General features: G+C 54.4%; 35 protein-coding genes. 6 read left to right on the top strand and 29 right to left on the bottom strand.

The features are described 5' to 3' along the window. The first annotated feature begins 274 nt into the window (after nucleotides 1-274). Entirely contained in the window at nucleotides 275-817 is a 543-nt protein-coding gene (locus ACL2XN_RS20330) for a gamma carbonic anhydrase family protein (RefSeq protein ID WP_410016716.1), read from the top strand. 80 nt (nucleotides 818-897) lie between these two features. Here ACL2XN_RS20330 and aroE read toward each other — a convergent pair whose 3' ends face one another. Genes aroE through dprA form a run of 5 tightly spaced genes read right to left on the bottom strand, consistent with a single transcriptional unit; the run spans nucleotide 898 to nucleotide 4,438 of the window. Next, nucleotides 898-1,716 carry a shikimate dehydrogenase gene (gene aroE, locus ACL2XN_RS20325; RefSeq protein ID WP_413729343.1) on the bottom strand — a complete coding sequence of 273 codons (819 nt, stop codon included), beginning with the start codon at nucleotides 1,714-1,716 and terminating at the stop codon, nucleotides 898-900. A gap of 15 nt (nucleotides 1,717-1,731) precedes the next feature. Continuing rightward, nucleotides 1,732-2,301 (bottom strand): L-threonylcarbamoyladenylate synthase type 1 TsaC, encoded by a 570-nt coding sequence (gene tsaC, locus ACL2XN_RS20320; protein WP_413728850.1) that lies wholly within the window; start codon nucleotides 2,299-2,301, stop codon nucleotides 1,732-1,734. Further along, a complete protein-coding gene (locus tag ACL2XN_RS20315; RefSeq protein WP_410013292.1) occupies nucleotides 2,291-2,848 on the bottom strand; it encodes a topoisomerase DNA-binding C4 zinc finger domain-containing protein in 558 nt (185 codons plus the stop codon). The genes tsaC and ACL2XN_RS20315 overlap by 11 nt, the downstream gene beginning before the upstream one ends. Before the next feature lie 23 nt (nucleotides 2,849-2,871). Further along, nucleotides 2,872-3,345, bottom strand: a complete 474-nt coding sequence (locus ACL2XN_RS20310; RefSeq protein WP_410013291.1) for a DUF494 family protein — start codon at nucleotides 3,343-3,345, stop codon at nucleotides 2,872-2,874. Further along, nucleotides 3,317-4,438 carry a DNA-protecting protein DprA gene (gene dprA / locus ACL2XN_RS20305; protein WP_413729342.1) on the bottom strand — a complete coding sequence of 374 codons (1,122 nt, stop codon included), beginning with the start codon at nucleotides 4,436-4,438 and terminating at the stop codon, nucleotides 3,317-3,319. The genes ACL2XN_RS20310 and dprA overlap by 29 nt, the downstream gene beginning before the upstream one ends. Before the next feature lie 126 nt (nucleotides 4,439-4,564). On the opposite strand from dprA, the gene def reads away from it, so the two are divergent. From def to mscL, 5 genes are all read left to right on the top strand, one after another. After that, entirely contained in the window at nucleotides 4,565-5,080 is a 516-nt protein-coding gene (def, locus tag ACL2XN_RS20300) for a peptide deformylase (RefSeq protein WP_410013289.1), read from the top strand. 22 nt (nucleotides 5,081-5,102) lie between these two features. After that, nucleotides 5,103-6,050, top strand: coding sequence for a methionyl-tRNA formyltransferase (fmt, locus tag ACL2XN_RS20295; RefSeq protein ID WP_413721556.1), 948 nt, complete (start codon nucleotides 5,103-5,105; stop codon nucleotides 6,048-6,050). 82 nt (nucleotides 6,051-6,132) lie between these two features. Further along, nucleotides 6,133-7,458 carry a 16S rRNA (cytosine(967)-C(5))-methyltransferase RsmB gene (rsmB, locus tag ACL2XN_RS20290; RefSeq protein WP_410013287.1) on the top strand — a complete coding sequence of 442 codons (1,326 nt, stop codon included), beginning with the start codon at nucleotides 6,133-6,135 and terminating at the stop codon, nucleotides 7,456-7,458. Nucleotides 7,459-7,468: 10 nt separating this feature from the next. Beyond that, nucleotides 7,469-8,845 (top strand): Trk system potassium transporter TrkA, encoded by a 1,377-nt coding sequence (trkA, locus tag ACL2XN_RS20285; protein WP_413721557.1) that lies wholly within the window; start codon nucleotides 7,469-7,471, stop codon nucleotides 8,843-8,845. 108 nt (nucleotides 8,846-8,953) lie between these two features. Then, nucleotides 8,954-9,412 carry a large-conductance mechanosensitive channel protein MscL gene (gene mscL, locus ACL2XN_RS20280; protein WP_413727604.1) on the top strand — a complete coding sequence of 153 codons (459 nt, stop codon included), beginning with the start codon at nucleotides 8,954-8,956 and terminating at the stop codon, nucleotides 9,410-9,412. 65 nt (nucleotides 9,413-9,477) lie between these two features. Here mscL and ACL2XN_RS20275 read toward each other — a convergent pair whose 3' ends face one another. The 24 genes from ACL2XN_RS20275 to rplV form a co-directional block, all read right to left on the bottom strand. Beyond that, complete coding sequence (locus ACL2XN_RS20275; protein ID WP_410016714.1) at nucleotides 9,478-9,732, bottom strand: alternative ribosome-rescue factor A; 255 nt, start codon at nucleotides 9,730-9,732, stop codon at nucleotides 9,478-9,480. A 148-nt stretch (nucleotides 9,733-9,880) separates the two neighbouring features. Beyond that, the gene (locus tag ACL2XN_RS20270; RefSeq protein ID WP_413729341.1) at nucleotides 9,881-10,258 is read right to left on the bottom strand and encodes a DUF1992 domain-containing protein; all 378 of its coding nucleotides are present in this window, start codon (nucleotides 10,256-10,258) and stop codon (nucleotides 9,881-9,883) included. A 175-nt stretch (nucleotides 10,259-10,433) separates the two neighbouring features. Further along, a complete protein-coding gene (rplQ, locus tag ACL2XN_RS20265; protein ID WP_162368673.1) occupies nucleotides 10,434-10,829 on the bottom strand; it encodes a 50S ribosomal protein L17 in 396 nt (131 codons plus the stop codon). Between the two features lie 40 nt (nucleotides 10,830-10,869). Further along, nucleotides 10,870-11,859: a DNA-directed RNA polymerase subunit alpha gene (locus ACL2XN_RS20260; protein WP_162368674.1), complete on the bottom strand. Its 990-nt coding sequence runs from the start codon at nucleotides 11,857-11,859 to the stop codon at nucleotides 10,870-10,872. Nucleotides 11,860-11,884: 25 nt separating this feature from the next. Beyond that, complete coding sequence (gene rpsD / locus ACL2XN_RS20255; RefSeq protein WP_011412065.1) at nucleotides 11,885-12,505, bottom strand: 30S ribosomal protein S4; 621 nt, start codon at nucleotides 12,503-12,505, stop codon at nucleotides 11,885-11,887. Between the two features lie 30 nt (nucleotides 12,506-12,535). Next, nucleotides 12,536-12,925: a 30S ribosomal protein S11 gene (rpsK, locus tag ACL2XN_RS20250; protein WP_131867908.1), complete on the bottom strand. Its 390-nt coding sequence runs from the start codon at nucleotides 12,923-12,925 to the stop codon at nucleotides 12,536-12,538. Nucleotides 12,926-12,941: 16 nt separating this feature from the next. Beyond that, nucleotides 12,942-13,298 carry a 30S ribosomal protein S13 gene (gene rpsM, locus ACL2XN_RS20245; protein WP_162368675.1) on the bottom strand — a complete coding sequence of 119 codons (357 nt, stop codon included), beginning with the start codon at nucleotides 13,296-13,298 and terminating at the stop codon, nucleotides 12,942-12,944. Nucleotides 13,299-13,445: 147 nt separating this feature from the next. Further along, nucleotides 13,446-13,559, bottom strand: a complete 114-nt coding sequence (rpmJ, locus tag ACL2XN_RS20240; protein ID WP_132923644.1) for a 50S ribosomal protein L36 — start codon at nucleotides 13,557-13,559, stop codon at nucleotides 13,446-13,448. A gap of 33 nt (nucleotides 13,560-13,592) precedes the next feature. Further along, nucleotides 13,593-14,924, bottom strand: a complete 1,332-nt coding sequence (gene secY / locus ACL2XN_RS20235) for a preprotein translocase subunit SecY (protein WP_162368676.1) — start codon at nucleotides 14,922-14,924, stop codon at nucleotides 13,593-13,595. A gap of 7 nt (nucleotides 14,925-14,931) precedes the next feature. Next, complete coding sequence (gene rplO / locus ACL2XN_RS20230) at nucleotides 14,932-15,366, bottom strand: 50S ribosomal protein L15 (protein ID WP_162368677.1); 435 nt, start codon at nucleotides 15,364-15,366, stop codon at nucleotides 14,932-14,934. A gap of 3 nt (nucleotides 15,367-15,369) precedes the next feature. Then, on the bottom strand, nucleotides 15,370-15,549 hold the full coding sequence (rpmD, locus tag ACL2XN_RS20225) for a 50S ribosomal protein L30 (RefSeq protein WP_162368678.1): 180 nt from the start codon (nucleotides 15,547-15,549) through the stop codon (nucleotides 15,370-15,372). A 6-nt stretch (nucleotides 15,550-15,555) separates the two neighbouring features. Beyond that, a complete protein-coding gene (rpsE, locus tag ACL2XN_RS20220) occupies nucleotides 15,556-16,056 on the bottom strand; it encodes a 30S ribosomal protein S5 (RefSeq protein WP_162368679.1) in 501 nt (166 codons plus the stop codon). Between the two features lie 14 nt (nucleotides 16,057-16,070). Then, entirely contained in the window at nucleotides 16,071-16,424 is a 354-nt protein-coding gene (gene rplR, locus ACL2XN_RS20215; protein WP_162368680.1) for a 50S ribosomal protein L18, read from the bottom strand. Between the two features lie 9 nt (nucleotides 16,425-16,433). After that, nucleotides 16,434-16,967: a 50S ribosomal protein L6 gene (rplF, locus tag ACL2XN_RS20210; protein WP_410013283.1), complete on the bottom strand. Its 534-nt coding sequence runs from the start codon at nucleotides 16,965-16,967 to the stop codon at nucleotides 16,434-16,436. Between the two features lie 13 nt (nucleotides 16,968-16,980). Then, complete coding sequence (gene rpsH, locus ACL2XN_RS20205; RefSeq protein ID WP_410013282.1) at nucleotides 16,981-17,373, bottom strand: 30S ribosomal protein S8; 393 nt, start codon at nucleotides 17,371-17,373, stop codon at nucleotides 16,981-16,983. A 33-nt stretch (nucleotides 17,374-17,406) separates the two neighbouring features. After that, a complete protein-coding gene (gene rpsN / locus ACL2XN_RS20200; protein WP_410013281.1) occupies nucleotides 17,407-17,712 on the bottom strand; it encodes a 30S ribosomal protein S14 in 306 nt (101 codons plus the stop codon). Nucleotides 17,713-17,724: 12 nt separating this feature from the next. Continuing rightward, nucleotides 17,725-18,264 (bottom strand): 50S ribosomal protein L5, encoded by a 540-nt coding sequence (gene rplE, locus ACL2XN_RS20195; RefSeq protein ID WP_162368684.1) that lies wholly within the window; start codon nucleotides 18,262-18,264, stop codon nucleotides 17,725-17,727. Between the two features lie 14 nt (nucleotides 18,265-18,278). After that, the gene (gene rplX / locus ACL2XN_RS20190; protein WP_162368685.1) at nucleotides 18,279-18,593 is read right to left on the bottom strand and encodes a 50S ribosomal protein L24; all 315 of its coding nucleotides are present in this window, start codon (nucleotides 18,591-18,593) and stop codon (nucleotides 18,279-18,281) included. Nucleotides 18,594-18,603: 10 nt separating this feature from the next. Continuing rightward, nucleotides 18,604-18,975, bottom strand: coding sequence for a 50S ribosomal protein L14 (gene rplN, locus ACL2XN_RS20185; RefSeq protein WP_132923655.1), 372 nt, complete (start codon nucleotides 18,973-18,975; stop codon nucleotides 18,604-18,606). A 169-nt stretch (nucleotides 18,976-19,144) separates the two neighbouring features. Beyond that, nucleotides 19,145-19,399: a 30S ribosomal protein S17 gene (gene rpsQ / locus ACL2XN_RS20180; RefSeq protein ID WP_410013280.1), complete on the bottom strand. Its 255-nt coding sequence runs from the start codon at nucleotides 19,397-19,399 to the stop codon at nucleotides 19,145-19,147. Then, nucleotides 19,396-19,590, bottom strand: coding sequence for a 50S ribosomal protein L29 (gene rpmC / locus ACL2XN_RS20175; protein WP_410013279.1), 195 nt, complete (start codon nucleotides 19,588-19,590; stop codon nucleotides 19,396-19,398). The genes rpsQ and rpmC overlap by 4 nt, the downstream gene beginning before the upstream one ends. Next, entirely contained in the window at nucleotides 19,590-20,000 is a 411-nt protein-coding gene (gene rplP / locus ACL2XN_RS20170) for a 50S ribosomal protein L16 (RefSeq protein WP_162368688.1), read from the bottom strand. Before rplP ends, rpmC begins: the two co-directional genes overlap by 1 nt. Nucleotides 20,001-20,012: 12 nt before the next feature. Continuing rightward, the gene (gene rpsC / locus ACL2XN_RS20165; protein ID WP_162368689.1) at nucleotides 20,013-20,714 is read right to left on the bottom strand and encodes a 30S ribosomal protein S3; all 702 of its coding nucleotides are present in this window, start codon (nucleotides 20,712-20,714) and stop codon (nucleotides 20,013-20,015) included. Nucleotides 20,715-20,731: 17 nt separating this feature from the next. Continuing rightward, a complete protein-coding gene (rplV, locus tag ACL2XN_RS20160) occupies nucleotides 20,732-21,064 on the bottom strand; it encodes a 50S ribosomal protein L22 (protein WP_011412083.1) in 333 nt (110 codons plus the stop codon). Between the last annotated feature and the right edge of the window lie 7 nt (nucleotides 21,065-21,071).

Raw genomic sequence — 21,071 nt, 5'->3', positions numbered from 1 at the left:
CCGTTCGGCCTGTCTTCTGACTCGTTTCCGCTACCCCGCGATGTGCTGCACGGTGCCGGTCGATGGAGGCGCATTATAGGGATCCGGATATATTGCACAAGCGTTTTTTGATCTTTTCTTGCCAACTGTCTATTTTTCATCCCTTATGCCCCGATCTTGAGCGATCTCTTGCCCAAAAAGGGGATTTTTCCGGATCTCCAGTGTTGATATCTATGCCGTTACGGCGATACAGTCGATAAAAACAGATCGATGGAAAGGTAGAAACATGTCGGAATTGTCAAAATCATTGCGCCCCTTCCAGGAGCGGTTTCCGATCCTGGGTCAACGGGTGATGATCGATCCCTCAAGCGTGGTGATCGGTGAGATCACCCTGGCGGATGACGTCAGCATCTGGCCGCTGGTTGCCATGCGCGGCGACGTCAACAATATTATCATCGGAGCCCGCACCAATATCCAGGACGGCACGGTGCTGCATGTCACCCATAGATCAGAACATAATCCGGCGGGCAATCCGCTGGTTATCGGCGAGGATGTTACCGTGGGGCATAAGGCTATGCTGCACGGCTGCACCATTGGCAATCGCGTCCTGGTCGGCATGGGGTCTATCCTGCTGGACGGGGTGGTGGTGGAAGATGACGTCATGATAGGTGCGGGAAGTCTGGTGTCGCCGGGCAAAAGGCTGGAAAGCGGCTATCTGTATCTCGGCAGCCCGGCTCGCAGGGTCAGGGCGCTTACGCCCGCCGAAATAGCGGGCCTGCTCTATTCAGCCAATAATTATGTGCGTTGGAAGGATCAGTACCTGGCCCAGGAAAAATAGCCGCCGGCGCCACCGAGCAGACCGGATAGCGGATAACACCGCCTGCCCGGCGGCGGCAAAGGGCAGGCGAATTCGCCGTTTCAGACAGACAGCTCGCTGCGCAACTGTTCCAGTACCGGTGCGATATCGGGCATCACCCCATGCCACAGCATAAACGAATAAGCCGCCTGGCCCACCAGCATTCCCAGGCCATCGGCGCTATGCCCGGCACCCTGCACGGCGCACCAGCGCAAAAACGGCGTCAGTCCGCGCTGGTAATACATATCGTAGCAGCGAACCTCCGGGGTAATCAGCGTTGTTGCCAGTGACGGGATCTCGCCATGGATGCCGGAGGTGGTGGCGTTAATCACCAGATCGAAATCCGGTGCGGCCAATTCATCCAGCGGCCGCGCGCTGATTTCGCCGGCATGGTGATAGAAGGACACCAGTTCCTGCGCCCGTTTGAAGGTGCGATTGGTGAGTACTATCGCGCAGCCAAAAGAGAGCAACGGCAGGATGACCCCGCGCGCCGCGCCGCCCGCGCCAATAAGCAAAATCCTGCTGTCATGCGTTATCAGTCCCAGGCGCTGCAAATCCGCCAGCAGGCCGATGCCATCGGTATTATCCCCAAGCAACGTACCGTCCTGCTGTTTTTTAACGGTATTGACCGCGCCTGCCTGGGAAGCCCGTTCGGTTAACTGATCGCATAGCGCAAACGCCCGTTCTTTAAAAGGCATGGTGATATTGGCGCCTTCGCCGCCGGCGGCAAAAAAATCGCGCAGGGTTTGCTCAAACGCATCCTCCGGGGCCAACACCCGCCCGTACGGATGGCCGATACCGGTTTGCGCGGCAAACAGCGCATGGATATGGGGCGATTTGCTGTGGTGTATCGGATTGCCGAAAACGGCGTAAGTATCCATAAGCGGTTCTCCTGATTAACCCTGCCGGATAAGGCTGCCGGTTAATGCATCGCGAATTTCCGAAGGGTTAAGCCGCCCTTCCACCCGGTCTTCCATCACGGGAAAGTTATCGCCCAACTGCTGGCGAACCTCGGCGGGCGTGCGGCCAGGCGGTTGGCCGGTGACATTGGCGCTGGTTGAAACCAGCGGTTTGCCGAACGCCAGGCAAAGGCGCCGCACCGGCTCATAGGCGGTAACCCGTACCGCCAGGGTGGAAAACCGGCCGGTTAGCCAGCGCGGCGTTTCCGGACGGGCGGGCATCACCCAGGTCACCGGCCCCGGCCAGCGGGCAAAGACACGCTCCCGCTGCTGCGGGGTAAGCGCGGTCTCGTCGATATAAGGCAATAGCTGTTGATAATTGGCGGCAATGAGAATCAGGCCTTTGGTCCAGGGGCGCTGCTTAAGGGCCAGCAGCGCCTGGACCGCCGACTCGTTATCCGGATCGCATCCCAGGCCGAAAACCGCTTCGGTGGGGTAAGCGACGATGCGCCCTTGCCGCAGCGTGTCCACCAGTCCGGCCAATGCCGGCGGTTGATTATTTTTCATCATTTTCTTTTATCGATACCGGCTTGGCGCAGCGCTTATCGGCACAAAAAAGCCGGGGCCCGCGCGCGGTGTTTTTTTCATATAGCAGCGGAAAATGGCAAAATTCGCATTCACCCGCCACCGGTTTGAAATTAAGCACAAACCGGCAGTGGGGATACTGGTCGCACGCATAAAAGATTTTGCCAAACCGGGAAGTGCGTTGTACCAGTTTGCCCGTTTTGCATTCGGGGCAACTGAAGGCGGTTTCATCCGGCTGGTCCATGGCGGCAATATAATCACAGTCAGGATAATTGCCACAGCCGATAAACATGCCGTAGCGGCCCTGGCGCAGCACCAGGCTGCCCTGGCACACCGGGCATGACTGCCCCTCAAGCACCGTGACGATATGGCCGTCAGCCTGCTGTTTAAGCGATTTAATATAAGCGCAGCGCGGATACTGGGAACATCCGAGAAAGGGTCCATGCTGCCCGGAACGAATCACGAGCTCTGCCCCGCATTCAGGGCAGAGTTCGGTTTGCCTTGCGTTAAAGAGCGCAGCTTTTGCCATAGGGATATATCGTCAGTGATTCTCTAGTGCAGACGGCTCTCATCTTCTTCGAATACAAGATCTTCCATCTGCTGATAGGCATTTTCATATCCGGGGATATTAAACAGCACCATCAGGATTACCCATTTAAGATCTTCCAGATCGAACTCGACGGCATCCAGTGCCATGACGCGATCGATCACCATTTCACGCGTTTCAAGGTTTAACACCTGAATCTGTTCCAGAAACAATAAAAATCCGCGGCATTCCGTATCCAGGAACTGACTCTCTTCATCCGTGTAAATGCGTAATGCCAGCGGATCACCGCCCATGGCGAAGGATTTGCCCTGTCCGTCCTGCAGATCGGCCAACTTCTCCAGCCAGTTGAGCGCATTGTAGATATCGTCCTGATGAAAACCCGCGCGGGTGAGATCGTCGGTTAACTTGTCCTGATCGACCCGCATTTCCACTTCATTGTGGATGTATGTTTCAAACAAGTACATTAGAACGTCGAACATGGCCTGCCCTCCTTAAACGGACATAGCCGCCGGGTACAACTGCGATCCAGCCTGCTAACTCCAGTTGCAATAGCTTTGACACTACCTCTGGTACAGACCGGCCGGCACGTTCAGCGACGACGTCAACAGGTGTAACCTCATCTCCTACGTTAGCCAACACCTCGGCAAATGGCAATTCAAGTTCGCATTCTGGCGCAGAAATAATTTCCGGTGGCGGCAAAGGCAGCCAATGCAGGCCGCCGCCGAGCTGTTCAATAATCTCCTTCGGCTGGGTTACCAGGTAAGCGCCTTGTTGGATAAGCCAATGAGTGCCGGCGCTCGCCGCGTTGCCCAGCGGACCGGGCAAGGCATAGACATCCTTGCCCTGATCGAGGGCGTAACGGGCGGTAATCAGCGAACCGCTGCGGGCGGCGGCCTCCACCACCAGCACCGCCTGGCTCAGGCCGCTGATAATCCGGTTGCGGTAGGGGAAATGCGCCGCCAGGGGCGGGGCGTCTAATGCCAGCTCGGATACCAGCGCGCCGCCCTGCGCCACGATGCGCCCGGCAAGCCCCCGGTGCCGCGACGGATAAATGTTCTGCAGGCCGCTGCCCAGTACCGCGATGGTTTTGCCCTGCGCGTCCAGCGCCGAGCGATGGCATATCCCGTCAATGCCGAGCGCCAGCCCGCTGGTGATGGCCAGGCCGCACCGCGCCAGATCGGCGGCAAAGAACGTGCCCCACTGCTCGCCGTAGCGGCTGCATACCCGGCTGCCGACCATGGCCAGCTGCGGGGAGGCCAGGCAGGCGGGGTCGCCGATGATAAATAGCGCCGGCGGCGGACAGGCGAGGGACCTGAGCGCATCGGGGTAGCCGGGATCGGTAAAGGGCACAAAATGATGCAGCGGATGCTCCAGCCAGCGCAGGGCGGCCTCAATGTCACCGACGGGATATTGCAGGAAGCGTTGACGCTGGCCGGGGGTGAGACAGGCGTAAAGGAGCGGTTGCGGGCTAAAATCGCCGGGAAGGGGCAATTGTGACAGGCAACGCTGCACTTTGGCGCCGTTAACGCCTTTTACCGCCGCCATGCGCAGCCACATTTCCAGTTCAGTCATGGTTCCCCCGCGCCTTTTGCCGGCGTATGTCGTGACATTTGCTTGCGGATGCTGTCAATCAGGGCGGGAAATGTCTAGAATAAGAGACAGAATCGTTTTCATAATCGGACACAGATATAGACTCATATGCCAGTATTGCAGGTGTTACATTACCCCGACGAGCGGCTTCGCACTATTGCGAAACCGGTAAAAGAAGTTAACGACGCTGTTCGGCGTATCGTGGATGATATGTTTGAAACCATGTACGCAGAAGAGGGCATCGGCCTGGCCGCGACCCAGGTGGATATACATCAGCGGATTATCGTGATCGATGTGTCGGAAGACCACAACGAGCGCCACGTATTTATCAATCCCGAACTGATTGCCAAAAGCGGTGAAACAGGCATCGAGGAAGGCTGTTTGTCCATACCCGATCAGCGCGGTTTCGTACCCCGCGCGGAGAAGGTTACGGTGCGCGCGCTCGATCGCGACGGCAAGCCGTTCGAGCTGGAGGCGGACGGGCTATTGGCCATTTGCATCCAGCATGAAATGGACCATCTGGTCGGCAAACTGTTCGTTGATTACCTCTCGCCGCTAAAGCGCCAGCGCATCCGCCAGAAAATGGAAAAACTGGCCAAAATCAACGCCCGCGCCGAAAAATAACCGTCGCCATACAGGAATTAACGTGTCCGATTCTTTACGTGTCATCTTTGCCGGTACGCCGGATTTCGCCGCGCGCCATCTCCAGGCGCTGCTCGATTCCGCGCATCGGGTGGTGGGCGTCTTTACCCAGCCCGACCGCCCGGCGGGCCGGGGCAACAGGCTTACGGCCAGTCCGGTAAAAATTCTGGCGCAACAGCACCTGTTGCCGGTATACCAGCCCAAATCCCTGCGCCCCGCGGACAGCCAGCGCTTGGTGGCGGAGCTTGGGGCCGACATCATGGTGGTGGTGGCCTACGGACTGATACTGCCCCAGGCGGTGCTGGATATGCCGCGCCTGGGCTGCCTGAACGTCCATGGTTCGTTATTGCCGCGCTGGCGCGGCGCGGCGCCGATTCAACGCGCCCTGTGGGCGGGCGACAGCGTCACCGGCGTCACCATCATGCAAATGGACGCGGGCCTGGATACGGGCGATATGCTGTATCAATCAGCCTGCGACATAGAGCCCGGGGACACCAGCGCCAGCCTGTATGAAAAACTGGCTGCAATCGGTCCGCGGGCGCTGCTCGATACCCTGGCGCGCAGCGCCGCCGGCACCCTGGCGCCGGAAAAGCAGGATGAGAGCCTGGTAACCTACGCCGAAAAGCTGAGCAAAGAAGAAGCGCGCCTGGACTGGTCATGCCCGGCCGCTATGCTTGCGCGCTGCGTGCGTGCCTTTAACCCCTGGCCGATAAGCTTTTTTACCGTCGGCGGCCAGACCATTAAAGTCTGGCAGGCGGCGGCATTGGATTTACCGGCGCAGTCCGCCCCCGGCACGATTCTACAAGCCGATAAAAACGGCATTCAGGTCGCGACGTCCAGCGGCGCGCTCAATTTGACGCTGCTCCAGCCTGCGGGGAAAAAGCCCATGGCGGCGCAGGATTTACTGAATTCCCGCCGTGAGTGGTTTACCCCCGGCGCCATCCTGGATTGATGCCTCCCGGCTACCGCCCGGCAATGCCAGCAATGGCGCGGGCGGTTTAATTGCGGCCACCTTCACTTTCCTTCGGTCAACTATGAATAAACGATATAACCTCCGCGCCATTACAGCAAAGGCGGTGTCCCAAGTGCTGGATCACGGCCAGTCTCTGAGCCAGCTGCTACCGATGCTGCAAAGTCCTCTGGCCGATAAGGACCGCGCGCTGCTGCAGGAATTGTGCTTTGGCATTTTACGTACCCTGCCGCAGCTGGAATGGATAATCAGGCAGTTGATGGCAAAACCGCTGACCGGTAAACAGCGGCCGGTGCACTATCTGCTGATGGTCGGCATTTACCAACTTCTCTATACCCGCATCCCGCCCCATGCCGCGCTGGCCGAGACGGTGGAAGGCGCGGTAGTGCTGAAAACGCCGCAGTTGAAGGGCCTGGTGAACGGCGTGCTGCGTCAGTTCCAGCGTCAGCAGGAGGCATTGCTGGCCGCGTCCGCGCAAGAGGAAAGCCGTTTCCTCCACCCGTCCTGGCTGGTAAAACGTCTCCAGCAGGCATATCCCGCTCACTGGCAGGCCATTATCGAGGCCAATAACCAACGGCCGCCGATGTGGCTGCGGGTTAACCGGCTGCATCACAGCCGCGCGGCGTATCTCGCCCTGCTGGCGCAGGAGGGCATTGCCGCCAGCGCCCATCCAAGCCTGCCTGAGGCGGTTAAACTGGACGTTGCCTGCAATGTCGGCCGGCTGCCCGGCTTTGCACAGGGTTGGGTAACGGTGCAGGACGCGTCGGCTCAGGGCTGCGCGCTGCTATTGGCGCCGCAGGCGGGAGAGGATATTCTGGATCTGTGCGCCGCGCCCGGCGGCAAGACCACCCATATCCTTGAGCTGGCCCCCGACGCCCGTGTCACGGCGGTGGATATCGACCCCCTGCGTCTGGCGCGTATCGAGGAAAACCTGCAGCGCCTGGGACAGCGGGCCCAGGTGCTGGTGGGCGACGGCACCCGCCCTGGCGAATGGAACCAGGATCGGACCTGGGACCGCATACTGCTTGACGCTCCCTGCTCCGCCACCGGCGTGATCCGCCGCCATCCGGATATCAAGTGGCTACGGCGCGATCGTGATATCGGGGAGCTCGCGGCATTGCAGCGGCAGATCCTCACTGCGATCTGGCCGTTGCTTAAACCCGGCGGCACGCTGCTTTACGCGACCTGCTCAGTACTGCCCGAAGAGAACAGCGAACAAATCGGCGCCTTCCTGGCAAGCCACGCCGACGCCGTTTTGGTTGAAACCGGCGATGCCGACCACCCTGGCCGGCAATGTTTTCCCGCCGCAGATGACGGTGACGGCTTCTTTTACGCTAAGATGATAAAGAGTGACGCACCGGGCATATTGACCCGCACAGAATGGGCATGAAGAACCGACTATGAAAATAATAATCCTTGGGGCGGGACAGGTGGGCGGCACCCTGGCTGAAAACCTGGTGGGCGAAAACAACGATATCACCATCGTCGATACCAACCCGGCCCAGCTACGCCAATTACAGGATAAATTCGATCTTCGCGCCATCCAGGGCCATGCCTCGCATCCACGGGTATTGCGTGAAGCCGGCGCGGAGGATGCCGACATGCTGGTGGCGGTGACCAATTCCGATGAAACCAATATGATCGCCTGCCAGATTGCCTATACGTTATTCAAAACGCCCAATCGTATTGCACGCATCCGTTCGGCCGATTATATCCGCGAAGCCGCCAAGCTGTTTTCGCCCGAGGCGGTGCCCATCGATCATCTTATTTCCCCCGAACAATTGGTGATCGACAATATTTATAAACTGATCGAATACCCCGGGGCGCTGCAGGTGGTGAATTTTGCCCAGGGGAAAGTCAGCATCGCCGCGGTAAAAGCCTATTACGGCGGGCCGCTGGTGGGCAATGCCCTGTCCTCCCTACGCGAACATATGCCGCATATCGATACCCGCGTGGCCGCCGTGTTCCGCCAGGATCGCCCTATCCGCCCGCAGGGATCGACGGTGATCGAGGCCGGCGACGAAGTGTTTTTTGTCGCCGCATCGCCCCATATCCGGGCGGTAATGAGCGAGCTGCAGCGCCTGGAAAAACCCTATAAACGCATCATGATTGTCGGCGGCGGCAATATCGGCGCGGGGCTGGCGCAGCGACTGGAAAAAGATTACAGCGTCAAGCTTATCGAACGCGACCAGCAGCGGGCGGCGGAGCTGGCGGAGCTGCTGCATGACACCATTGTATTTTTTGGCGACGCCTCCGATCAGGAACTGCTGGCCGAAGAGCATATCGAGCAAATCGATGTCTTCATCGCCATTACCAACGATGACGAAGCCAATATTATGTCGGCGATGCTGGCCAAACGCATGGGCGCTAAAAAGGTCCTGGTGTTGATTCAACGCCGCGCCTATGTGGATCTGGTGCAGGGCAGCGTGATTGATATCGCTATTTCGCCGCAGCAGGCCACCATATCGGCATTGCTGGGCCATGTGCGCAAGGCGGATATCGTCAGCGTGTCCTCCTTGCGCCGCGGCGTCGCCGAGGCCATCGAGGCTATCGCCCATGGTGATGAAAGCACGTCAAAAGTGGTGGGACGCACCATTGATGCCATCAAATTGCCGCCCGGCACTATTATCGGCGCCATCGTCCGGGGCGACGATGTCATCATCGCTAATAAAAACTGCCGTATCCAGCAGGGCGACCATGTAATTATGTTCCTGACCGATAAAAAATTCATTACCGACGTCGAGCGTTTATTCCAGCCCAGCCCGTTCTTTTTATAAAATGCCGGCGCACCGGCACACCCAATTGCCACAAATTGTTAAAGATTCTGGTAAAAACAGCATCCTTTGTTAGACTTAATTTGTCATTAACCAAGAAGGAGCAAGCCTATGAGTTTCCTGCAGGAATTCAGAAAATTCGCCATGCGCGGCAATGTTGTGGACCTGGCAGTCGGGGTAATAATTGGTGCCGCCTTCGGTAAAATCGTCACGTCCCTGGTGGCCAACGTCATAATGCCGCCGCTGGGTTTATTGATTGGCGGGGTGGATTTCCGCTCGTTCGGGTGGGTGCTGAAACCCGCGCAGGGCGATACGCCGGCCGTGGTATTGCAATACGGTATTTTCCTGCAGAATGTCTTCGATTTCCTGATCGTCGCCCTGGCGGTGTTTTGTGTTATCAAGCTGATTAACAGGCTGCATCGCAAGCATGAAGAAGCCCCGGCGGCGCCGCCGAAACCGAGCGCTGAAGAAACGCTGTTGACTGAAATCCGCGATCTGCTCAAGCAACAGAACCAGTCGGTCTCCACCTCCTCCACCTCGCTGCCACCGCAGCAGCCGCCGACGCTTTAGGACGTGATTCCAGTCAGTGCTGTTTAAAGCGCGCAAAACAAAGCGGTGAGTTATAGCGGGTCAGGCTAGACAGACTTCCGGTGCTGGCAACGTTCAATAAGGAATGCGCCGCAAACCAGAAAGCCAGTGGTAACGTTACGCTTGATGACGTTACCACTGGCCTCCCAGTTTTGGGCCTTAGCGTTTTTGCCTTTACGACAATAGCTGCCCTTACCCTTCACATTTTTCTCACGGCGCTGGCGAAACAGCGGATCGTGCAAAAGTGCCGCGATGGCATTGTCGTTAATAGTGCCTTTGGTATGGCGGTATTTCTCAGTCATCATATCCTCGCTAAATGATTTGTTTGCCGGCAGTAATACCAGCAAAGAGCCAACCCCCGGTATAAACCCAGCCGGTAAGCTGTGGGCGATATTATAGCAAACCGTACCAAACGCGAGAGCGGAAAAATAAAATATGTTGCCGGCTGGTTTAGCCTTTGGCCGCAGCGCCAAAGCGCCGCCGCAGCTGATCATGATAGCCTTGATGCAAAAAATCGGTGCTGATTCCCGCCAGCCGCAGCTTGATTTCCAGCAGTCGCAGCCGCGCGCTGATTTCCTCATGACGGGCATCCTGCGCGTCTATGCCCCGCAGCAGATCGCTTAAACGCAGCGCATCCTTGCGATCCTGTAGCTCCGCCGGCAGATAACCGGCATTTTTCAGCAGCCGGTAGCCTACCCGCAAATCTTCAGGCACGGCGCTGTCGTCATCAAGCGTAAGGGGTAGGCCGTATCCCGGCAGGTTATCAAACTCGCCCTTTTGCTGGGCCTGCTGGATATGCCGCTCCGCCAATTCATCAACTAACCACATAACAACCGCTCCTTCTACAGACAGGTCATTGATGAGCATAACGCATTGCCGTGCGGATGATAAGCGCCGGCGGCGCAGCGCCACAAACGCCCGGCATCGCAGCGGCGGCCGGCACTTTGTACCGGCAATAAAAAACCCGGCCGGAGCCGGGTTTTGGACGCGTACACGGGGCAGATTACTCTGCGACCGCTTCCGCTGGAACTTGGGATTCTGCAGCACGATCTAACAGCTCGATATAAGCCATCGGCGCATTGTCACCTGCACGGAAACCACACTTCAAAATGCGAGTGTAACCACCGGCACGGCTCGCGAAACGCGGGCCAAGTTCGTTAAACAGTTTTGCCACGATCTCGTTATCACGAGTACGGGCGAATGCCAGACGACGATTTGCAACACTGTCGGTCTTGGCAAGTGTAATCAGCGGTTCAACAACACGGCGCAGCTCTTTCGCTTTTGGCAGGGTCGTCTTGATTATCTCGTGACGAACCAGAGAGCCGGCCATGTTACGGAACATAGCCTGGCGATGGCTGCTGTTACGGTTCAGTTGACGACCACTCTTACGATGGCGCATGACCTTATCCTTCTCAGTAAAACCTTACCCTGTGATCGGGTTATTCATCAGCAATACTTGCCGGAGGCCAGTTCTCGAGGCGCATGCCCAGAGATAACCCACGGGAAGCCAACACGTCTTTAATCTCGGTAAGAGATTTTTTACCAAGGTTGGGCGTTTTAAGGAGCTCAACCTCGGTACGCTGTACCAGATCACCGATGTAGTGGATGGCTTCTGCCTTAAGGCAGTTAGCAGAGCGGACAGTCAATTCCAGATCGTCAACTGGGCGCAGCAGGATCGGGTCGAATTCTGGTTTTTCTTCTTTAACTTCTGGTTGACGTACATCACGTAAATCAACAAAAGCTTCAAGTTGTTCAGCCAGGATGGTTGCCGCGCGGCGGATCGCCTCTTCAGGATCGATCGTGCCATTGGTTTCCATTTCGATGACCAGCTTGTCCAGGTCGGTACGCTGTTCAACGCGTGCAGCTTCAACATTGTAGGCGATACGCTCTACAGGGCTATAGCATGCGTCGACCAGCAAACGACCAATTGGGCGCTCATCTTCTTCCGAATGAATTCGGGCAGAAGCCGGCACGTAACCACGACCACGCTGAACTTTGATACGCATATTAATCGATGCGTTTTCATCGGTCAGGTGACACAGCACATGCTGCGGCTTGACGATTTCGACATCCCCATCATGGGTGATGTCGGCTGCGGTTACAGGGCCAATGCCAGATTTATTCAGAGTAAGGATAACGTCATCTTTACCTTGAACTCTCACCGCCAGCCCTTTCAGGTTGAGCAGAATCTCCAGGATGTCTTCCTGTACACCTTCTTTGGTGCTGTACTCGTGCAGTACACCATCAATCTCAACCTCGGTCACCGCGCAACCCGGCATCGACGAAAGCAGAATACGGCGCAGTGCGTTACCTAGGGTATGGCCGAAGCCACGCTCTAAAGGTTCAAGGGTCACCTTGGCGTGCGTCGAACTGACTTGCTCGATATCTACCAGGCGCGGTTTTAGAAACTCTGTCACAGAACCCTGCATTGTGTCCTCTCTTTGGTACTAAGCCTTACTTAGAGTAAAGCTCGACTATCAGGTGTTCATTAATGTCCGCAGACAGATCGGTACGTTCTGGAATACGTTTGAACACCCCTTCCATCTTAGCAGCGTCAACTTCAAGCCAGGTCGGCTTTTCACGCTGTTCAGCCAGTTCCAATGAGGCACGAACACGGGATTGCTTTTTCGCTTTCTCACGGATGCTTACAACGTCATTCGGAGTAACCTGGTAAGAAGCGATGTTGACAACACGGCCGTTTACCATGATCGCCTTGTGGCTGACCAATTGGCGTGATTCAGCGCGAGTAGCGCCAAAACCCATACGGTAAACAACGTTGTCCAGACGACCTTCAAGCAACTGCAACAGGTTTTCACCGGTATTGCCTTTAAGACGCGCTGCTTCTTTGTAGTAGTTGCGGAACTGACGTTCCAGAACGCCGTAGATACGACGGACTTTTTGCTTTTCACGCAACTGCACCCCGTAGTCAGACAGACGCGGTTTACGCGCGCCATGCTGTCCAGGAGGCTGTTCAATTTTACACTTGGAATCGATCGCACGAACACCAGACTTCAGGAATAGGTCGGTGCCCTCACGACGGCTCAGCTTGAGCTTAGGACCCAAATATCTTGCCATTTTCTTTCTCCAACTAACCTAGAAGCGGCGTTATACGCGGCGCTTTTTCGGCGGACGACAACCGTTATGGGGGATCGGAGTCACATCAGTAATATTAGTGATGCGAAAACCAGCCGCGTTTAACGCGCGAACGGTAGACTCACGGCCCGGACCAGGTCCTTTAACCATAACTTCCAGATTCTTGATGCCATACTCTTTCACTGCTTCAGCGCAACGTTCTGCTGCAACCTGCGCGGCGAAAGGAGTGGATTTACGAGAACCACGGAAACCGGAACCACCGGCCGTCGCCCAACCCAACGCATTACCCTGACGATCGGTAATAGTAACGATGGTATTGTTGAAAGACGCATGGATATGAGCCACGCCATCTGAAACTTGCTTTTTAACACGCTTACGTGCACGAACAGGTGCCTTAGCCATTATTTACTCACCCCGATTATTTCTTGATCGGTTTGCGCGGACCCTTACGGGTACGGGCATTGGTCTTGGTACGCTGACCGCGAACCGGAAGACCACGACGATGACGCAAACCACGATAGGTACCAAGGTCCATAAGACGCTTGATACTCAGGGTTACTTCACGGCGCAGATCACCTTCGACCACAAATTTAGCAACTGCGTCACGCAGCGTGTCGATCTGCTCTTCAGACAGCTCACTGATCTTAACATGTTCAGCAATACCCGCGGTTTCACAAATTTTTTGTGAACGGGTCTTACCGATACCGTAGATTGAAGTTAACGCGATCACGGTATGTTTTTGATCAGGAATGTTAATGCCTGCTATACGGGCCACTATGCACTCCTAAAAATTTAAACGGCAACACCATTCTGAAAAGCCCGTTTTCAGGATACTCAAACAATGTTGCGTTGACCTACAAAAGATTGGCTGGCTAATCTAGCCAGCTCAACCCAACTTTGCAAGAAAAAAATGCCGAATTTATCAGCCTTGGCGTTGTTTATGCTTAGGCTCGCTGCAAATTACGCGAACGACGCCATGGCGACGAACGATTTTGCAGTTACGACATAACTTCTTGACGGAAGCACGAACTTTCATTTTTACTCTCCGTAACTTCTCAAGCTGGCCGGATTAGCGGTTATAGCCTTTCAGGTTTGCTTTCTTCAATGCGGACTCATATTGACTAGACATCATCAGAGTCTGCACTTGAGCCATAAAGTCCATGATCACCACAACGACAATCAATAAAGATGTGCCCCCAAAATAGAAGGGAACTTTCATTGCGTCACGCATGAACTCCGGGATAAGGCAGATAAACGTAATGTACATCGCACCGACCAGGGTCAGACGGGTCATTACTTTATCAATATATTTAGCCGTTTGCTCTCCCGGACGAATGCCTGGTACAAATGCACCGGACTTCTTCAGGTTATCTGCTGTTTCGCGCGGGTTAAACACCAATGCCGTGTAAAAGAAACAGAAGAATATGATTGCAGACGCATAGAGTAACACATAAAGCGGTTGTCCAGGCTGTAAATACAGTGAAATCGCTGTCAGCCATCCCCAACCGGTACCGCCGCCGAACCATGATGCAATCGTGGCCGGAAACAGAATGATGCTGGAGGCGAAAATTGCCGGTATAACGCCGGCCATGTTCACCTTCAACGGCAAATGTGTGCTCTGTGCCGCATAAACACGACGCCCTTGCTGACGCTTGGCATAGTTAACGACAATACGCCGTTGGCCACGCTCGACGAAAACAACAAAAAACGTCACTGCAAATACGAGTACTACAACCAATAGCAACAGGAGGAAGTGCAGGTCGCCTTGACGAGCTTGCTCAATGGTATGGGCGATAGCCGGCGGTAAGCCCGCTACGATACCCGCGAAGATAATGATTGAAATACCGTTGCCGATACCTCGTTCAGTAATCTGTTCACCTAACCACATCAGGAACATTGTCCCCGTGACCAGGCTCACCACCGCGGTAAAGTAAAACGCAAAGCCCGGATTATACACCAGGCCCTGCATCCCCGGCATATTCGGCAAACCGGTAGCAATACCGATCGACTGGAATATACCTAATACCAACGTGCCGTAGCGGGTGTACTGGCTAATCTTGCGACGGCCAGCCTCACCCTCTTTCTTGATCTCCGCCAGCGCCGGGTGAACAACCGTCAGCAGCTGGATAATGATCGATGCCGAAATATACGGCATGATCCCCAAGGCGAAGATCGAAGCACGGCTGAGCGCACCACCAGAGAACATGTTGAACATTTCAATGATGGTGCCTCTCTGCTGTTCGAGCAATTTCGCAAGCACAGTGGCATCGATACCAGGAATCGGAATAAAAGAGCCGATACGGAAGACAATCAAGGCACCAACAACAAACAAAAGTCTGCGTTTCAGCTCGCCTAATCCGCCTTTAGCACTTTGAAAGTCTAATCCTGGTTGTTTGGCCATCTGCTACTTATTCCTCAATTGTACCGCCAGCAGCTTCGATTGCAGCACGAGCGCCTTTGGTGACACGCAGACCGCGCAGGGTTACTGCGCGATTGATTTCGCCGGAAAGCATGACTTTCGCGAATTCAATCTGGGTGCCAACAATGTTAGCGGCTTTAAGCGTGTTGAGATCGATAACCTCGCCTTCCACCTGCGCCAGCTCGGACAGGCGAACTTCCGCCGTGACCATAGCCTTGCGCGAGGTGAAGCCGAATTTGGGCAGACGACGGTATAAAGGCATCTGGCCACCTTCAAACCCACGACGTACGCCACCGCCAGAACGAGACTTCTGACCTTTGTGACCACGACCTGCGGTTTTACCGAGACCGGAACCGATACCGCGACCTACACGCCGAGGAGCGTGCTTGGAGCCCTCAGCCGGAGACAGAGTATTTAAGCGCATCTCTTACTCCTCAACTTTGACCATGTAGGAAACCAAATTGACCATACCGCGTACAGCAGGAGTATCCTCGCGCTCTACGGTGTGACCAATGCGACGCAGGCCCAAGCCAACCAAAGTTGCCTTGTGTCTCGGCAGACGACCGATGGAACTGCGCGTCTGAGTTATTTTAATCATCTGTGCCATGGTCAATTACCCCAGAATTTCTTCAACGGATTTACCACGCTTGGCAGCGACCATTTCGGGGGACTTCATGTTAGCAAGGGCATCGATAGTTGCACGAACCACGTTAATCGGGTTGGTGGAACCATAGGTCTTTGCTAATACGTTGTGGACCCCTGCGACTTCCAGGACGGCGCGCATTGCACCACCGGCGATAATACCGGTACCTTGGGAAGCCGGCATCATGAACACACGGGAACCCGTATGAGCACCTTTAACAGGATGCTGCAGGGTGCCGCTGTTCAGCGCGACATTCATCATATTGCGACGGGCTTTTTCCATCGCCTTCTGGATCGCTGCCGGAACTTCGCGTGCTTTGCCGTAGCCAAAACCTACGCGGCCGTTACCATCACCAACAACAGTCAGTGCGGTAAAACTAAAAATACGGCCACCTTTAACGGTCTTGGAAACGCGATTTACCGCGATAAGCTTTTCCTGCAGTTCGCCAGCTTGTTTCTCAGTGTGTGCCATCTTACACCTCTACCTTAGAACTGAAGGCCAGCTTCACGGGCAGCATCTGCCAGTGCCTGGACTCGACCATGATATTGGAATCCGGAACGGTCAAAAGCGACAATCTTGATGCCTTTTTCCAGAGCGCGTTCTGCAATAGTTTTACCTACAGCAGTCGCGGCATCTTTATTACCGGTACCCTTTAATTGCTCCGCGATAGCTTTTTCTACTGTAGAAGCGGCTACCAGAACTTCAGAACCATTCGGGGCAATGACCTGCGCATAAATATGGCGCGGGGTACGATGTATAACCAGGCGGGTTGCGCCCAGTTCTTGGAGCTTGCGGCGTGCGCGGGTCGCACGACGGATACGAGCTGCTTTCTTATCCATAGTGTTACCTTACTTTTTCTTAGCCTCTTTGGTACGCACGACTTCGTCGGCGTAACGGACACCCTTGCCTTTGTAAGGCTCAGGACGACGATAGGCTCGCAAATCAGCCGCAATCTGCCCAACAGCCTGCTTATCAGCGCCTTTCAGCACGATTTCAGTCTGGGTCGGGCATTCAGCGGTGATGCCTGCCGGTAAAACATGGTCGATGGGGTGTGAATAGCCAAGGGCCAAATTCACCACATTGCCTTTTACCGCGGCACGATAACCTACGCCTACCAGCTGCAGCTTCTTGGTGAAGCCTTCAGTAACACCGACAATCATTGCATGCAACAGTGCACGGGTCGTACCCGCCAGGGCCCAGCCATTCGCTTCGCCTTCACGAGGCACAAACGTCAGGTTGTTGTCCGCATAGTTAACATGAACAGCGTCGTGGATAGTACGACTCAGCTCGCCGTTTTTACCTTTGATCGAAATTTCCTGACCGTTGAGTTTTATCTCTACGCCGGCAGGAACTACGACATGTGCTTTTGCAACACGAGACATGTTTTCCTCCCGATTAAGCTACGTAGCAGATAATCTCGCCACCAAGACCAGCCTGGCGAGCCGCACGATCAGTCATGACACCTTTAGAGGTAGAAACAACAGCAATACCTAAACCGGCCATAACTTTCGGCAACGCATCTTTTTTCTTATAGATACGCAGACCAGGACGGCTGATACGCTGGATGGTTTCCACAACCGGCTTACCCTGGAAGTACTTCAGTACGATTTCCAGCGTAGGCTTGGTGTCGCCTTCGATTTTGAATTCTTCAATAAAGCCTTCTTCTTTCAGCAAATTGGCGATGGCCACTTTAAGCTTGGAGGAAGGCATGGAGACCGCTGTTTTGTTCGCGGTTTGACCGTTACGGATACGGGTCAGCATATCCGCGATCGGATCTTGCATGCTCATCTGTCTTTACTCCCGTGATTCAATTGGTGACAATTACCAGCTAGCCTTTCTCAGACCCGGGATTTCACCGCGCATGGCAGTTTCACGGACTTTGATACGGCTCAACCCGAATTTCCGCAGGAAAGCATGCGGACGACCAGTTTGGCGGCAGCGGTTACGCTGACGAGACGGGCTGGAATCACGCGGCAGAGTCTGCAGCTTGAGAACCGCATCCCAACGTTCTTCATCAGAAGAACCTACGCTTGAGATGATGGTTTTAAGTTCAGCGCGCTTTGCGAAGAATTTCTCAGCTAATTTCACGCGTTTGACTTCGCGTGCTTTCATGGATTGTTTAGCCATTAGTACCCTGCCTTACTTGCGGAATGGGAAGTTAAAGGCGGCCAACAGTGCACGACCTTCATCATCGGATTTCGCAGTAGTGGTGATGGTAATATCCAAGCCACGAACGCGATCGACTTTGTCATAATCGATTTCCGGGAAGATGATCTGCTCACGTACGCCCATGCTGTAGTTACCACGACCATCGAACGACTTGGTGGACAAGCCACGGAAGTCACGAATACGCGGTACAGCAATGGATATCAGTCGCTCAAAGAACTCCCACATGCGTTCACCACGCAGGGTTACTTTACAGCCGATCGGATAGCCCTGACGGATTTTGAAGCCCGCAACGGATCTGCGTGCCTTGGTGATAAGCGGTTTTTGACCGGAAATTGCCGCTAAATCGTTCGCAGCATTATCCAGCAGTTTTTTATCAGCAATCGCTTCACCAACACCCATGTTCAGGGTGATCTTCTCGACCCGAGGGACTTGCATGACAGAATGATAGCCGAATTCTTTCATTAACTTTTCGACTAGTTCGTCTTTGTAGTAATCATGCAGTTTCGCCATCGTACTACTCCAAGTTACTTGATTGTTTCGCCGTTAGATTTGAAGATACGGACTTTTTTTCCGTCTTCAATCTTAAAGCCTACACGGTCCGCCTTGTTGGAGGCACCGTTGAAGATAGCAAGGTTGGAAAGCTGAATTGCCGCTTCCTGTTCAACGATGCCGCCCGGCTGGTTCGTAGCCGGAACTGGTTTTTGGTGTTTCTTAACCAGATTGATACCTTCAACAATGGCCTTGCCCGTAGACAGGACATTCTTTACTTTACCGCGCTTACCTTTATCTTTGCCGGTTAGCACGATAACTTCGTCATCACGACGGATTTTCGCTGCCATGATTCGCTCCTTAAAGTACTTCTGGTGCCAGAGAAATGATTTTCATGAACTTTTCGGTACGCAGTTCACGAGTCACCGGCCCAAAAATACGCGTACCGATGGGTTGCTCACTATTGTTATTCAACAAAACACAAGCATTACCATCGAAGCGAACGACAGAACCGTCAGGGCGACGGACACCCTTCTTGGTGCGCACCACTACCGCCTTCAGGACATCACCTTTTTTGACCTTGCCACGCGGAATTGCTTCCTTGATGGTGATCTTGATGATATCGCCGACGCCTGCGTAGCGACGGTGCGAGCCACCTAGAACCTTGATACACATTACGCGACGCGCGCCGGAGTTGTCGGCCACGTTCAGCATAGTCTGTTCTTGGATCATGTTAGTGCTCCGCTAATGTCAACTACAACTTTAGGACCCATATTAGGTCGTTAAGAAAAACCCCATAATACAGGGCGCAGCATTATAACACCGCACTCAGGATATGGGTAGAAAAAATAAACGGCTCGTGCTTTGAGCCGTTTATCTTGTTTGGAGCGCGCTTACTGTATTACAGAATCGCTTTCTCTACAACGCGAACAAGTGTCCAGGACTTAGTCTTGGAGATCGGACGGCATTCGCGGATTTCCACGACGTCACCGATACCACTTTCATTGCTCTCGTCGTGTACGTGCAGCTTGGTCGTACGCTTGATGAATTTGCCGTAAATCGGGTGTTTCACAAAACGTTCGATGGCAACGACAATGGATTTCTCCATTTTGTCGCTGATCACGCGACCTTGCAGAGTACGGATATTGTCACTCATTGCGCACCCGCCTTCTCAGTCAATAACGTTTTAACGCGTGCAACATTGCGACGCACTTGCAACAACAGGTGTGTCTGTTGCAGCTGGCCACTGGCCGCCTGCATGCGCAGGTTAAACTGCTCGCGCAACAGGTTCAACAGCTCGGTGTTCAGCTCTTCAACGCTTTTTTCACGCAGCTCTTTTGCTTTCATTACATCACCGTCTTAGTTACAAAGGTGGTTTTAATCGGCAGTTTCGCTGCTGCCAGCTTGAAGGCTTCGCGGGCAACTTCTTCCGGAACGCCGTCCATTTCATACAGGACTTTGCCCGGTTGAATCAAGGCAACCCAATATTCCACGTTGCCCTTACCTTTACCCATACGCACTTCAAGCGGCTTCTCGGTGATCGGTTTGTCCGGGAATACACGGATCCAGATCTTACCTTGACGCTTAACTGCACGCGTCATTGCACGACGCGCAGCTTCGATTTGACGAGCAGTCAGACGACCACGGCCAACAGCTTTCAGACCGAAAGTACCGAAGCTAATATCCGTGCCCGCAGCCAGACCGCGGTTGCGGCCCTTATGCATTTTACGGAATTTTGTACGCTTTGGTTGTAACATCAGCGACTCTCCTTACTTGCGGCCTTTGCGCTGCTGCTTTTTAGGTTGAGCAGCCGGTTTTTCCGGTTGTTCAACGGCAGCCATACCACCCAGAATCTCACCTTTGAAGATCCACACTTTTACGCCGATGACACCATAAGTGGTGCGCGCTTCGGAGGTGTTGTAGTCGATATCCGCACGCAGCGTATGCAGCGGAACGCGACCTTCGCGGTACCATTCGGTACGTGCGATTTCAGCGCCGCCAAGACGACCACTGACTTCAACTTTAATACCCTTAGCGCCCAGACGCATGGCGTTCTGTACAGCACGCTTCATAGCACGACGGAACATAACACGACGTTCCAGCTGTGAAGATATGCTGTCAGCGACCAGCTTCGCGTCCAGTTCCGGTTTACGGATTTCGGCAATATTGATCTGCGCAGGCACGCCGGCGATATCCGCAACGACCTTACGCAGTTTTTCAACGTCTTCGCCTTTCTTGCCGATAACGATGCCCGGACGAGCGGTGTGAATAGTCACACGGATGCTCTTGGCCGGACGCTCGATAACGATGCGAGAAACGGAAGCCTTCGCCAGTTCCTTGATCAGGAATTGACGAACTTTAAAGTCGCTGTCCAGGTTGTCAGCGAATTCTTTGGTATTCGCGTACCAGGTAGAGTTCCAAGGTTTGACAATACCCAGGCGAATACCATTAGGATGTACTTTCTGACCCATTGCTAGTCTCCAGAGTCTCAGCGATCGGACACAACCACAGTGATGTGGCTGGTGCGCTTCAAGATGCGATCCGCCCGACCTTTTGCACGAGGCATAATGCGCTTCATGCTTGGGCCGGCGTCGACGAATATTTTCGCGACTTTCAGATCATCGATATCTGCGCCATCGTTGTGTTCAGCGTTAGCAATGGCAGACTCCAGTACTTTTTTAACCAGACCAGCAGCTTTCTTGTTGGTGTAGGTCAAAACTTCCAGAGCTTGCGACACTTTCTTACCGCGGATAAGGTCAGCCACCAGGCGTACCTTTTGAGCAGAAGAACGAGCGTGGCGATGTTGAGCGATAGTTTCCATCTCTTCC

This window comes from Sodalis sp. RH22, assembly GCF_047324165.1.
Lineage (GTDB): Bacteria > Pseudomonadota > Gammaproteobacteria > Enterobacterales > Enterobacteriaceae > Acerihabitans.
This window is presented reverse-complemented; position numbering and strand designations above follow the sequence as displayed.